The 12,980-nt window shown below is 62.2% G+C and carries 17 protein-coding genes; 7 read left to right on the top strand and 10 right to left on the bottom strand.

The window, feature by feature from the left end:
• Nucleotides 1–153: 153 nt before the first annotated feature.
• Both IB265_RS29625 and IB265_RS29620 read right to left on the bottom strand, forming a co-directional pair.
• Nucleotides 154–1,083, bottom strand: a complete 930-nt coding sequence (locus tag IB265_RS29625; protein WP_057248713.1) for a LysR family transcriptional regulator — start codon at nt 1,081–1,083, stop codon at nt 154–156.
• 12 nt (nt 1,084–1,095) lie between these two features.
• A complete protein-coding gene (locus IB265_RS29620) occupies nt 1,096–1,380 on the bottom strand; it encodes a hypothetical protein (protein ID WP_192495577.1) in 285 nt (94 codons plus the stop codon).
• A 212-nt stretch (nt 1,381–1,592) separates the two neighbouring features.
• Between IB265_RS29620 and IB265_RS29615 the strand changes: the two genes are divergently transcribed.
• From IB265_RS29615 to IB265_RS29590, 6 genes are all read left to right on the top strand, one after another.
• Nucleotides 1,593–1,886, top strand: coding sequence for a DUF1330 domain-containing protein (locus IB265_RS29615; protein ID WP_057248712.1), 294 nt, complete (start codon nt 1,593–1,595; stop codon nt 1,884–1,886).
• 56 nt (nt 1,887–1,942) lie between these two features.
• Nucleotides 1,943–2,674, top strand: coding sequence for an SDR family oxidoreductase (locus IB265_RS29610; RefSeq protein WP_057248711.1), 732 nt, complete (start codon nt 1,943–1,945; stop codon nt 2,672–2,674).
• Nucleotides 2,675–2,686: 12 nt separating this feature from the next.
• On the top strand, nt 2,687–3,052 hold the full coding sequence (locus tag IB265_RS29605; RefSeq protein WP_112995821.1) for an Atu4866 domain-containing protein: 366 nt from the start codon (nt 2,687–2,689) through the stop codon (nt 3,050–3,052).
• 96 nt (nt 3,053–3,148) lie between these two features.
• Entirely contained in the window at nt 3,149–4,078 is a 930-nt protein-coding gene (locus tag IB265_RS29600) for an AraC family transcriptional regulator (RefSeq protein ID WP_309140517.1), read from the top strand.
• A 152-nt stretch (nt 4,079–4,230) separates the two neighbouring features.
• On the top strand, nt 4,231–4,980 hold the full coding sequence (locus tag IB265_RS29595) for an SDR family oxidoreductase (RefSeq protein WP_057248709.1): 750 nt from the start codon (nt 4,231–4,233) through the stop codon (nt 4,978–4,980).
• A 59-nt stretch (nt 4,981–5,039) separates the two neighbouring features.
• Nucleotides 5,040–5,585 (top strand): flavin reductase family protein, encoded by a 546-nt coding sequence (locus IB265_RS29590; RefSeq protein ID WP_057248708.1) that lies wholly within the window; start codon nt 5,040–5,042, stop codon nt 5,583–5,585.
• A gap of 204 nt (nt 5,586–5,789) precedes the next feature.
• Here IB265_RS29590 and IB265_RS29585 read toward each other — a convergent pair whose 3' ends face one another.
• From IB265_RS29585 to IB265_RS29565, 5 genes are all read right to left on the bottom strand, one after another.
• The gene (locus tag IB265_RS29585; protein ID WP_192495576.1) at nt 5,790–6,743 is read right to left on the bottom strand and encodes a zinc-binding dehydrogenase; all 954 of its coding nucleotides are present in this window, start codon (nt 6,741–6,743) and stop codon (nt 5,790–5,792) included.
• 100 nt (nt 6,744–6,843) lie between these two features.
• Nucleotides 6,844–7,320: an ester cyclase gene (locus tag IB265_RS29580; RefSeq protein ID WP_192495575.1), complete on the bottom strand. Its 477-nt coding sequence runs from the start codon at nt 7,318–7,320 to the stop codon at nt 6,844–6,846.
• A 74-nt stretch (nt 7,321–7,394) separates the two neighbouring features.
• On the bottom strand, nt 7,395–7,829 hold the full coding sequence (locus IB265_RS29575; RefSeq protein ID WP_112995817.1) for a DoxX family protein: 435 nt from the start codon (nt 7,827–7,829) through the stop codon (nt 7,395–7,397).
• A 220-nt stretch (nt 7,830–8,049) separates the two neighbouring features.
• Nucleotides 8,050–8,643, bottom strand: a complete 594-nt coding sequence (locus tag IB265_RS29570) for an NADPH-dependent F420 reductase (RefSeq protein ID WP_112995816.1) — start codon at nt 8,641–8,643, stop codon at nt 8,050–8,052.
• A gap of 35 nt (nt 8,644–8,678) precedes the next feature.
• A complete protein-coding gene (locus tag IB265_RS29565) occupies nt 8,679–9,584 on the bottom strand; it encodes a pirin family protein (protein WP_192495574.1) in 906 nt (301 codons plus the stop codon).
• A 129-nt stretch (nt 9,585–9,713) separates the two neighbouring features.
• Between IB265_RS29565 and IB265_RS29560 the strand changes: the two genes are divergently transcribed.
• Nucleotides 9,714–10,640, top strand: a complete 927-nt coding sequence (locus IB265_RS29560; RefSeq protein WP_112947740.1) for a LysR family transcriptional regulator — start codon at nt 9,714–9,716, stop codon at nt 10,638–10,640.
• Between the two features lie 116 nt (nt 10,641–10,756).
• On the opposite strand, the gene IB265_RS29555 is transcribed toward IB265_RS29560, so the two are convergent.
• The 3 genes from IB265_RS29555 to IB265_RS29545 are packed head-to-tail and all read right to left on the bottom strand — an operon-like array spanning nt 10,757 to nt 12,962.
• Nucleotides 10,757–11,704, bottom strand: coding sequence for a zinc-binding alcohol dehydrogenase family protein (locus tag IB265_RS29555; protein ID WP_112995814.1), 948 nt, complete (start codon nt 11,702–11,704; stop codon nt 10,757–10,759).
• Nucleotides 11,705–11,723: 19 nt separating this feature from the next.
• Nucleotides 11,724–12,494: an SDR family oxidoreductase gene (locus tag IB265_RS29550; RefSeq protein WP_192495573.1), complete on the bottom strand. Its 771-nt coding sequence runs from the start codon at nt 12,492–12,494 to the stop codon at nt 11,724–11,726.
• Between the two features lie 30 nt (nt 12,495–12,524).
• On the bottom strand, nt 12,525–12,962 hold the full coding sequence (locus IB265_RS29545; protein ID WP_112995812.1) for an ester cyclase: 438 nt from the start codon (nt 12,960–12,962) through the stop codon (nt 12,525–12,527).
• Nucleotides 12,963–12,980: the final 18 nt, after the last annotated feature.

Raw genomic sequence — 12,980 nt, 5'->3', positions numbered from 1 at the left:
ATCCCGGACCCCGTTCGGCAAACGCAACAGCACGGCCAATCCGGCGACTATCGCTTCCTCCGGCCGCAGGGATTTCAGCAAGGCTTCGCGTTGGCCGGCGTAGACCCGCTTCGTCCGCCTGGTAATTGCCGATCTTGCTGGAAACCGGATGGCTCATGCCAAGGGCGTAGGACTTGTTTTGGTCATAAGGCGTTCGCGTCTGAAACGCTGGACGTGGTCGACCAGGGCGCGCAACTTGGGCGCCATATTGTGCCGGCTGGGGAAATAGAGAAAGAAGCCGGGGAAGGGCGGCAGATAGTCTTCCAGGAATGAAACCAACTCGCCTCGTTCGAGATAGGGGCGAAAGGTCTCCTCTAGCGCGAATGTAATGCCGCCGCCGGCCAGCGCCGTCCGTATCATAAGGCGCAGGTCATTCGTGGTGATCTGGGGTTCGACTGAAACGTCGAAGGCTTCCCCTTCCTGGGCGAATTCCCACCGGTAGGGTGCCGTGTCCGGTGACGGACGCCATCCGATGCAGCGGTGATGGATCAGGTCCCTCGGATGTGTCGGAAACCCGTGGGCTTCGAAATAGGCGGGGCTCGCCACGACGACTTCCTTTTGTTCGCCCGACAGCGGAACGGCCACCATATCCTGCTCGATGACATCCCCCAGCCGCACCCCTGCATCGAAGCCTCCGGCGACGATATCGAACGTATCGTCCGTCACCGTCACGTCGACGATGATATTGGGGTAGGCCTCGGCAAAGGAGGCGACAAGCGGCCCGGAGAGAAAATCTTCGGCAATCGAGGTCACCGCGATGCGAAGCACACCGTGGGGGTTGGCGTTGCCGCCGACATCTTCGAGCGCAGACAGTACGTCGGCCATTGGACGCGAAAGCGTGTCGCGCAGGCGCTCACCCGCTTCGGTGAGTCGGACGCTGCGCGTGGTGCGGGTGACGAGCGCTATCCCGCAGCCGTCTTCCAGCCGCCGGATGCCCTGGCTGACGGCCGAGCGCGTGACGCCGAGGCGGGCGGCGGCGGCCGCGAAATTCGCCTCCTCGGCCACCGCGAGGAAAAGCGGCAGCAGGTTCAGATCCAGATTCATTGTCGCACCATGCTAACCAATCTGATTAGTTATAGCGGAGTACCGACGACAATCAACCGCATCTATTCTTCCTTCATCCCACGGCTCAGACGGCGAATGGGGATCGAAACGGCACCCGCGATGAAAGGAAGTACGATGACCTCTTTGAAGATCATGTTTGCCACCGGGGCAATCGTCGGCGCACTTGCCGGCCAGGTTGCCGCTCAGGATGCCGCTTGCCCGCAGGATGGCCACAAAGCGTCCCTTGGGGCTTCCCGGAAAGAAATCGTCGAAACGCTTTTCAACGTCATTCGCCATGCCGGTTATCCGCTGGAGGAAAAGCTCTGCTGGTCGCGCAGGAGCGCATGTCGCTGTTCGTTGCCAGACAGGCGCCTGCGGCATAGCCAGAGAATCGCCTTGCGCAAGATCCCGACGGCTCGCGCAAGCCGGCAAGAGAGTTCTGCCGGTGACGGGCCTAGGTTCAGTCGACCCATCCGGATTGGATGAGGCCGGAGCAAACAGGGCCACCCATGTCAGCCTACCTCGTTGTCGATCTCCACATTCAAGACCATGACGCGATTGCCGATTACCGTTCCAAGGCCCTGCCGCTCGTCGCCGAAGCCGGCGGCCGGCTCATTGCCCTTGATGATGCCCCGCTCCAGCTCGAAGGCTGGGAGGCGAGCAACATGCTGATCATCGAATTCCCCGACATGCAGGCGATCCGCGATCTTTTCGCGTCGCCGGCCTATGCGCCTCTCGCAAGACAAAGACAGTCTGCGGCGGGCTCGCGGATCATCGCCCTGCGCGGCTTCGAGCCGGCGTGACGATCGTTGGTGCGAAGCCGCAACATGACCATCACACCTCAAGAAAGGACATTCCTATGAGCAACATCACAAACAAGATCGTTCTCGTCACCGGTGCCAGCAGCGGCATCGGCGAGGCGACGGCGCGTGCCCTTGCCAAGGCCGGCGCCGTGGTCGTGCTTGGGGCACGACGCATCGATCGCCTCGAAACCCTGGCCGCCGAGATCACTGCCACAGGCGGCAAGGCACTCTACCGGAGCCTCGATGTCACATCCCGCGCGGATGTCCAGGCCTTCGCCGATACCGCGCTCGATGCCTTTGGGCGCATCGACGTGATCGTCAACAATGCCGGCGTCATGCCGCTTTCGCCGATGGCTTCGCTGAAAGTGGATGAATGGGACCGGATGGTCGACGTCAACATCAAGGGCGTGCTTTACGGCATCGCCTCCGTGCTGCCCGCCATGAACCGGCAGGGCGCCGGGCAGGTGATCAACGTCTCGTCCGTCGGAGGCCTTTCGGTATCGCCGACGGCCGCCGTCTACTGCGCCACCAAATATGCCGTGCGGGCCATTTCCGACGGGTTGCGGCAGGAGAACGATCGGATCCGCGTGACCTGCGTCTATCCGGGCGTCGTGGAATCGGAACTCGCCGATAGCATCACTGATCCGACTGCCGCCGAAGCGATGGTCGCCTATCGCCAGATAGCCCTGAAGCCGGAGGCCATCGCTGACGCGATCGTGCATGTGATCGGCCAACCCGCGGACGTCGATACCAGCGACATCGTCATTCGGCCCACTGCAAGCATGTGATCGGAGGACGGGATGTCGAACCGATCTGGACTTGCAACGGCGGGCCTTGCCGCGATGCTGTTCTGCATGGCCTCCGCCCAGGAAGGATATTCCCAGATGAAAATGATCCGGAACCCAACTCCACCAGACCAGACGCATCCCTATGTCGGTATGTGGATCACCGCGGATGGCCGTATTCGTCACAACCTGATGCCGAGTGGCCGCTACGACGAGGCGCGCGGCCGTCGGGAGAGCGCCTATCAGGGACGATACGAAGTCCGCGGCAATCACATCGACTACTGGGACGATACCGGATTTACCGCCGATGGCGACTTCATCGACGGAATGCTGCACCATGCCGGCATGATCCTCTATCGCGACGGAAAGAAACCGGACTAAGCGGCGAAGTCTTCGTTCTTCCCTTTTCCCTGGCGCCGGATATCCTTGATCCCGGCGCCACATTTGCTTGAGCGATCCATGGGGAGGGAGACGATCATGGCTTTGGACGAACCATCCGCGTGTCTGCCCATCCCTGAGCGAACCTCCCCGGTCGGTCTTGAAAGTTACATCAGCGGAAACACGCTGGTCAGCGGCGACGGTCCGGCGTGGAGAGATGTCTTCGTGCAGGTGCTTTCGCGCCATCGCGCTCAACATCCCTTCCTGGTGCCCGCCGTCGCCGAGCCTCTTATCGTCTGGATCATGTCTGGGAGTGCCGTTGTCGAGGAGCGGGATCTCGGCGGAAAATGGATGGCAAACCGCGTCGAGGTCGGCGATTTTTTCCTGACCTGTTCGCCGGTGCCCTATGAAATGCGCTGGCAGGCCGAGGGCAACCAGCCCTTCCGCGTCATGCACCTTTACGTTTCCGTGCCCCTGTTCGAGCGGGTGGTCGAGGCGATGTTCGGCAAGGACGGCGGAAACGTGACGCTGAAGGACGTCTCCGGCGGCCGCGACGCGACGCTCTCGCATATCCTCACTCTCCTTAACGAGGAACTGGCAGCGGATGGCGGTGGCAGCCCGCTTTATGTCGAAGGGTTGGCGCAAAGCCTTGCCGTCCATCTCGTGCGCCGCTATGCGGTCGCCAATGCCGAGATGCGTGCGCAGAACGCCTTGCCCGGCGCAAAGCTCAGGAGAGCGATCGCCTTCATGGAGAAACATCTCGAGGAACCGTTCGATCTCGGCCGCCTGGCACAGGAGGTCGGCATCAGCGAATTCCATTTCAGCCGGCTGTTCAAGAAGGCGACGGGTCTTCCTCCCTCGCATTATTTCATCCGGCAGCGGGTGGCCAAGGCCCAGCAGCTGCTGCAGGAAACCGACACCAGCATCATCGAGATCGGCCTCATGGTCGGCTATTCCAGTCCCAGCCACTTCGCCCAGATTTTCCGCCGTGAAACGGGGCTTACGCCGAGCGACTATCGCAGGGGCTAGGCTCATTCGGCACACAGTATGGAGCAAAATCCCAATAGCCTAGGCAAGCCACCGGGAGAGGAAAAATCCCGGATTTCATAGGGTTCTCCTTGCCGAAAGCAAACACCTCTCCGCTTCCGGAGCGGGTTTGCAAGCAACAAGGAGATATCATCATGACGAATATCAACGGCAAAGTCGCACTGGTCACCGGTGCTTCTAGCGGCATTGGTGCAGCAACGGCGCTTGCGCTTGCCGGAGCCGGCGTAAAGGTTGGCATCGCGGCACGGCGCACCGATCGTCTGGAAGAGCTGAAGGCCGAAATCACTGAGAAGGGTGGTGAAGCCCTGGTCATCGAGATGGACGTGGTCGATCCGGCTTCCGTCGAAGCCGGTGTGAAGAAGCTGATCGATGCCTATGGTGCGATCGACATTCTCTTCAACAATGCCGGCCTGATGCCGCTTTCCGACATCGACCAGTTCAAGACGGCCGAATGGCTTCGCATGGTCGACGTCAACGTGAAGGGCCTCTTGAACACGACGGCGACCGTGCTGCCGCAGATGATCAAGCAGCATTCCGGCCATATCTTCAACACCTCCTCGATCGCCGGCCGCAAGGTCTTCAAGGGACTGTCGGTCTATTGCGCCACGAAGCATGCCGTGACCGCCTTCTCCGACGGTCTGCGCATGGAGGTCGGCCAGAAGCACAACATCCGCGTCACCTGTATTCAGCCCGGCGCGGTCGCGACCGAACTTTATGACCAGATCACGGATCCGGGCTACCGCCAGCAGATGGACGATCTCGCCAAGCAGATGACCTTCCTGCAAAGCGCCGACGTGGCCGACACGATCGTGTTTGCGGCCCAGGCACCCGCGCACGTCAATGTGGCCGAGCTCTTCGTCCTGCCGGTTGAACAGGGCTGGTAGTCGTGAACCATCAGCCTTCCCGTCCGGGATGGGGAGGCCGACGATCAAGGAGTTTTCCTATGAAGGAAGTACCGGCCTCTGGGGCCTTTCGTCAGCTCGAACCGGGTCCGATCGTGCTGGTGACGACCAGCTATGAAGGAACGCCCAACGTCATGACGATGGGTTTCCACATGATGATCCAGCATGCGCCGCCGCTGATCGGCTGTGTCATCGGTCCCTGGGATCATAGCTACCGCGCTCTGAGGGGGACCGGCGAATGCGTCATCGCCATCCCGACCATCGATCTTACAAGGGCGGTCGTCGATATCGGCAATTGCTCGGGCGACACCGTCGACAAGTTCAAGCGTTTCGGCCTGACGCCGCAGCCGGCACGCAGTGTCGCGGCGCCACTGATCGGCGAGTGCCTTGCCAACATCGAATGCAGGGTGGTCGATACCGTCGAGGCCTATAGCCTCTTCATCCTGCAGGCCGAACGGCTGTGGATCGACTCGGACCGCAAGGAGCGGCGGACCCTGCATCATCGCGGCGACGGTCATTTTGCCGCCGATGGCGATGTGCTCGATCTCAGCGAGCATATGGTGAAATGGCGTCACCTTCCAAGGTGACGCCATCGCCGTCTTAGCAGTCGCCGGGCTGGAAAGCCCCTCGGCAAGGGTCGAGTTCCGGCCCGGTCTCGTCGAAAGCGGCTAGCGCCGAGGGCGCTAGTGCATTGGCATTGCCCGTCCACCGATCGAAGTTGACCGCAAACACGAGCAGCAGGACGACCGCTGCGGCGCGAGCCCGGACATGACGGTTTCCTTCCAAGCCGATCAGGGGACGAGCACCATGGGGCCGTCGCCGCGGCGTTCGAGAATGTCGGCATGCGCGCGCTGCGCTTCCGGCAGAGGATATTTCCGGGCGCTGACCGTGCCGAACACTCCGCTCCGCCAGGCATCGAACACTTCGTCTGCGGCGGCCTGAACGTTGTCCTTCGTCACATGCTGGCCGGTGCTGCCACGCACCAGGCGGATGCCGCGGCGGCTGAGTCCCGTCTCATCGATGGCGGCGCCACCCGATGCCGCGCCGATCACAGCAATCGTTCCGCCATCGCGGATCACGCCGAGCGTCGTGGCGAAGGTCGTTGCGCCGACCAGTTCATAGACGATATCGACGCCATTGGGGGCGAGGGTGCGGATGTGCTCGTCGAGCGCGACGGTCTCATATGCAAATGCGTGGTCGACCGCCTGTTCCAGCTCGGCGAGCTTACGTTGCGACCCGGTTCCGATCACCGTGATCCCGCGCGCCCGCAGCCAGCGGGCAAGCAGGTTTCCGACGCCGCCGGTCGCACCCTGAACGAGCGCGTGGTCGCCTTCGCCGGGTTTCGCCATGGCGTTGATCGCCATCCAGGCGGTCAGGCCCTTGGTGAGGATGGTCGCTGCCGTTTCGACCGAGACGTCGTCGGGCAGTTTCACGAGTAGGTCCTGGCTGACAACGCGCTCTGCGGCGTAGCTGCCGGGTGCGAAGAAATAGGCGACCCGGTCGCCGGCGGCAAAGCGGGTGACGCCCGGACCGACAGTTTCGACTATGCCGGCGCCTTCCACTCCCGCCACCGCAGGCAGGCCGGCCTTGAACGTGCCGTCGCGAAACATGGTGTCAACGAAGTTCACGCCGATTGCTTCCTGCCTGATCAGCACTTCGCCGGCGCCGGGTGCGCGGGCATTTTCCTGTTCGACGCGCAGGACGGATGGACCGCCCCACTGGCTGTATTTGACGACGTAGGTCATGGCTTTCTCCATGGGCAGGCGGGGCCTGCCGACCTGTTGATCGGACTTCGGGGTGAGTGCGGTCGCAAAAATGCGTTTGCTGGTATTTCGGCTTACAGCGTCAGCGCTTGAACGCACCGAGCTGGGTGAGACCGGACATCCAATCCTCGGTGTGCCAGGTCTTTTGGATCCTGCCGTCTTCGACAAGGTGAATATCGACGGCCTGGATGAGCAGTTTCCGCCCGGATGCCGGGAGCCCGGCAAATGATCCCTTGTGGGTACCCGAGATTGTCGATCGGACGACGACCTTGTTTCCGTCGGAGATGATGTCCTCGACCGTGATCTGAAAGTCCGGGAAGGCGGTGTGAAGCATTTTCAGGACAGCCTTCGCGGCTTGCGCTCCCCGAGGGGCGTCGGGTGCATCGGGAATGTCACGCCAACCGTCGGCGAGAATGGCTTCAAGGATCTCCGGCTTGCTCTTGTCGAAGGCTTCGTACCATTTGACGGCGATTGCCGTTTCATCGTTCTGCGGTGCCGCCATTGCCCAGCCGCCGGCAAGCAGCGAAGCGACCAACGGAAGGATCTTCAGGACGCGCATGGGATCTGCCTTTCTTGCTTGGAGTGGAAGCTGCCAAAGGAGCGCCGGCTCGAAAGCCGGCGCGGTCCTTCCGCCTAGCGGCGCCAGCCATCGATGCTGAACTTGCCGCCGCCGAAAGCGACGACATGCAGGAGCCCGCCGGCCATGGCGACGTTCTTGAAGAAGTGAACGAACTGGTTCAGGTCTGCGAGATCGTTGTGGAAGCTGACTGCTGTGGCGACGGAGAACACGGCAAGACCCGCTGCGACGAGGCGCGTCTGGTAGCCAAGGACAAGGGCGGCGCCGCCGATGAGTTCCACGGCGAGTGCTGCGCCATAGGCCAGCGTCGGGAACGGCAGGCCGACAGATTCGATATAGCCGATCGTCATCGCCGGGGCGGTGAGCTTGCTGAAGCCTGACAGCAGAAAGATCAGGCTGATGAGGACGCGGCCGACGGCCGGCAGAACGGCCTGAACGGCGGCGGAGGACGTCAGGTCTTCGTTCTGACGAGCGGTTGCGATATGCGACATACTGGTTTCCTTTGAAATCGGCAGCCACCATGGCCGCTCTGTGGAAACAACTATGCCGCGATCGAACTCATCGTAAAAGCCGAATAAAATAGACGATAACGCTCTACAATTTCGAACGTTTTGGGCTGCGTTCCAGCCACGGATTCCCATGCGAAAACCCCCATCGCTGGCGCGATGAGGGCGTTGACGCTGAGTATGGGCGGGCCGTGAAAGGGCTCCGTCAGCCCTTCTTGATCAGATTGACCGCCACCAGCGGACCGCCGAACTGTTGCATGGGCGCGGCGGCCTTGAGGCCACCGAGATCGAGCGCTGCAAAGCCCAGGTTCTCAATAAGACCTGCGACGCTGGCATTGGCGCCCTCATCGTTGCCGGACAGCAGCACCACCCTGCGCCCCGACGCCTCGGCGGGATTTGCGGCCAGCACGGCGGCCGGAAGCGTATTGAAGGCTTTGACCACTTTTGCGCCTGGAAGCGTCTCCGCGACGATCTCGCTCGATAGCCTGCCGCCGAGGTCGGCGGGGCGGAATTCGGGGAAGGTGATCGCATTGGTGGCGTCGATGACGATCGTCCCCGTCCAGTCCTTGCGAACCTTTGCCAGGTCGGGCACCGCCGTGAACGGCAGGGCGAGGATGACGATATCCTGCGCCACGGCTTCGTCGATCTCGACGGGGATTGTCGTGTCGCCGGACTTCCTGGCGGCGGCAAGCGATGCGGGTCCTCGGCTGTTGGCCACTTTGACAGGTATGCCCTTTGACGCGAAATGTGCGATGAGCGCCGAGCCGATGGCACCGGATCCGATGATTGCGTAGGTCATTTCGATTTCCTTCAGTTTCCTTGTTTGGGATGGGGCTAGGTGATGTTTCTGGGCCCATCGGGCAGCGGCGTAAACTCCGTTTCTCCCGGCACACCTGGGAACACCCGGTCTTGCCAGTCGAGGGCCGCCTGCTCGATGCGGTCGCGGCGGCTCGACACGAAGTTCCAGAAAATGTGCCGTTTCTCGGCGAGCGGTTCGCCGCCGAGCACCATGAGCCGCGCTGGGCCAATCGCCTTGAGGACGATTTCGGAGCCGGGTTTGAAGACAACCAGTTGATCCTGCATGAACCGCTCTTGCTGTCCGGTGACTTCGATCGTTCCACTGATGACGAAGACGGCCCGCTCGATGTGCTCGCCGTCGAGACGGAAGCGCGCCCCGGCCGCAAGGGCCACGTCGGCATTGAACATGTCGGAGAACATTCTTGCCGGCGCGCGCCCGCCATGAAGCGAGCCTGCGATCAGGCGCATGTCGACGCCTTCCCCCTCGATGCGCGGAAGCGCATCCGCCGCAATATGCTGGAAGCCAGGGTCCGTTTCCTCGTGCGTGGTCGGCAGCGCCACCCAGCTTTGGAAGCCGAACAGACGTCCTCCTGTCTGGCGTAGCGTGTCGCTGCTGCGCTCGGAATGGACAATCCCCCTACCTGCGGTCATCACATTGACTTCACCCGGCCTTATCTTCTGGACATAGTTCTCGCTGTCGCGATGGATGATTTCTCCGTTGATCAGATAGCTGATCGTCGACAGTCCGATATGCGGGTGCGGTCGCGAGTCGATCCCGGCGCCGGGACCGAACGTCACGGGTCCGAAGCTGTCCAGAAATATGAAGGGACCAACCGTGCGTCGCAGCGGTGACGGAAGCGCACGCTTGACCGAGAACCCGCCAAGGTCGCGCGTCGCCGGGAGGATGATCTGTTCTATTCGTGTATTCGAGGCATAAGTCATTTTCGCTCCTTCAACGATCCAGTCTCAGCCGGGAGGCGAGGGGGACGTTGCTGTCGAGTTCGAAATTACCGCTGGTCGCTTGTGGAAAAAACTGACATAAAATCAAGGCAAACGTTCGAGGAAATAGATATGCAGAATCCGGGCATGCCGACCCTTGATCAACTCAAGGTGTTTCTCACCGTGGTGGATGTCGGCAGTTTCGCGGGGGCCGCGCGCAAGCTGGGCAGGGCCACATCGGTCATCAGCTACTCGATCGCGAACCTTGAGGCACAGCTCGGAATTTCCCTGTTCGATCGCGACACGACGAAGAAGCCGCAGCTGACGACCGAAGGACGCACGGTGCTCGCCGAGGCGAGGATCGTGTCGAACGGCGTCAGCGGTCTGCGGGCGAAGGTAAGGGCAATGCTCGAGGGCGTTGAGCCCGAGATTCATGTGGCGCTGGACGTCATGCTGCCCGCTGCACGCGTTACCGATGCATTGAAGGCGTTCAGCGAAGAGTTTCCGTCTGTCACGCTCCATCTCTATGTGGAAGCGTTGGGCGCGGTCGCGCAGATGGTGCTGGATCGCAAGGCGGTGATCGGCGTCAGCGGGCCGCTCGATATCGAGATTGATGGCATTGAGCGGATCGGCGCCGGCTTCGTCCAGCTTATTCCCGTGGCAGCACCATCCCATCCGTTGGCAAAGGCGGGCAGGAACCTTCCGGGCGCCGGGCGCGAGCACGTCCAGCTCGTTCTCACCGATCGTTCGAAATTGACAGAAGGGTTTGAGCTGGGCGTTGTCGGCGCCAGAACATGGCGTCTGGCCGATCTCGGCTCCAAGCATATGCTCTTGAAAGAGGGGATGGGTTGGGGAAACATGCCCGAGCCGATGGTCAGAGAAGACATTCGAACCGGCCGCCTGGTTCATCTCGACCTACCGGACTGCAAGGGCGGTCCCTATCGGCTCCAGGCGGTCCACCGCACGGATGTCCCTCCCGGTCCCGCCGGCCGCTTCCTGATATCTCATTTCGAAGGCCAAGCCGAAGGCGACGACATGGTCTATTCCAACCGTTGGTAGCCGTCGCACTTCGAGCGTTCTTCACGCAGAGCTGAGCCTGGCAGTCAACCGGGCGGGTCAGGGCATCGGTCGACGAGAAGTGAACCGACTACCGCTGAGCGCACCGGCCACCACGGTCAATTCATGATGAGGACATTCTTGGCTGCGGCTTCACCCGAAGCGGTGCTGCGATAGGCATCGACCGCCTGGTCGAATGCCCATTGCCGCAAGGCTGGTTTCTTGAAGGAACCATCGTCGAACGCGGCCCTTAGCCGGTCGAGGATGCCTGCGATCTCTTCACCCGACAGCTTTGCGGTGTCGACCCCCAAGAGCGCCGAACGGTTGTGGTAGAAATCGGCGAGATCGAACTCGACGCGCTTCTGGCCGACGCTGGTGATGGCAAGATGGCGGCCGCCCACAGCCAGTGATTTGAGCGACGGCTCGAACATGGCGCCGCCCACCGCATCCAGAACCAGATCGGTTCCCTTGCCCCAGGTCGCTTTGCGGACGGCGTCTGGCAGGTTCGCTTTCGATAGGTCGATGAGATCATCGGCGTCGTTTGCAGCTTCGCTTCTGGCGGCCACGATGACGCGGGCGCCAAGATGACGAGCGACCTGTGTGGCGGCCCGACCGACGGCTCCGAGACCTCCGGTAATCAGAAGCGTCTCGCGCTTCTTCAGCGAGCCGACATCGACGAGTGCATGCCAGGCCGTGACGAAGGGGGCTCCGACCGCGGCCGCCTCGGCCATCGACAGGCTCGCGGGCTTCTCCGACAACCAGCTTGCCGGCAGGACGACATAGTCGGCATGCGCACCGTCCCGCCGAAACCCGAAGCCGGCGCCGCTGCCCCAGACATGTTTGCCGACAAGTGCGTTGCCTTCGACGACCACGCCGGCGAAATCCCGCCCAGGTGTGCGCGGAACCGCGCCGCCAAACAATCCGCTGACGATCTTGACGTCGCTCGGATTGATCGCCGCAGCGTGGATCTTGACGAGAACCTCGCCGGCATTGAGGGCGGGGGTGGGGATATCCCGGTGAACAAGCACATCCGGCGTGCCGCATTGTTCGAAACGAAGGGCTTTCATTGTCGAGTTCCTTTAGGGGTCAGAGGACTGCCAGCAGGCCGCCGTCCACGAGAAGCGCGATGCCCGAGACGTAGCTGGAGAGATCCGAGCCGAGATAGGCGACCGCGTCGCCCACCTCGGAGGGCTGGCCGAGGCGGCGTAACGGCGTGCGCTTGCGAAACCCTTCCGATGCCTCGGCAATGCCGGGGCTGGTGCGCAAAAGCTCAGTGTCGATGGTGCCCGGTGCGACCGCGTTGACGCGGATGCCGTCGGGGCCGAGCGCGTCGGCAAGCGATTTCGCCATGAGAACGACGCCGCCCTTGCTGGTGGAATAGGCAACCGTGATGCCGGCACCCGATATCCCGCCCATGCTGGCCATCAGCACGATGCTGCCGCCCTTGCCGTTCGCCTTCATCTGGCGGGCGGCGGCCTGCGCGCCGAACAGCGGGCCATCGAGATTGATCGACAGCAACCGGTGGTAATCTTCCTCCGGTACGTCCGCGCCGTCGGTGCGCAGCGTGATGCCGGCATTGGCGACCATGACATCGACGCCGCCGAATTCGGCCGACGCTTCGATGAGGGCGTCATTGTCGGCGCGTTTGCTGACGTCGGTTTTGACGAAGCGGGCGGCCGATCCGATCGCCTCGATTTCCGCGACCGTCGGTCGGCCGCCTTCGCGCGGCGCCTCGGTGATATCGGCGACGATCACGGCTTTCGCCCCATGTTCGGCGGCGCGGATGGCGATGGCGCGGCCGATGCCGCTCGAAGCGCCGGTCACGACGACCACCTTGTTCTTCAGAATGTCACTCATGGCACGTTTCCTTCGGCAAGATGGGATGGCTCAGCTCTTCGGCTGAAGCTGGAGGCCGAGTTGGCCGACGAGCGAATAGAGGTTGGCGACGCCCCAGTGTTCGGTGATCTTGCCGTCGACGACGCGCATGGCATCGACCGTCTCGAACTGGATCGTCTTGCCGGTGGGCTCGATGCCGAGGAAGGCTCCCTTGTGCGTGCCGTAATAGGTCTTGAAGGTCGTCACGAGGTTGCCGTCGGCCGTCTGCCAGTGGATGACCGCATGGAAATCCGGGAAAGCCTTGCGCAGGCCGGCATAAAGGCCGCGCACACCCTCCTTGTCTGGCACCATGTTCGGTTGCGGCGTGTGGTCGAGAAAATCTTCGGAAAACACTTCGTCGAAGACGGCGAAATTGCCCTTTCCCTGTACTTCCTCGGTGTTCCGGCGAACCACTGCGATCGCGGCTTCGCTTTCTGCACTTCTGGTCATGATCGTATCCTTCGATGT

It is taken from the genome of Ensifer sp. ENS10, assembly GCF_014852025.1.
Classification (GTDB): Bacteria; Pseudomonadota; Alphaproteobacteria; order Rhizobiales; family Rhizobiaceae; genus Ensifer.
Note: the sequence above shows the minus strand (reverse complement) of the source record. Positions and strands in the feature narration are given on the sequence as shown.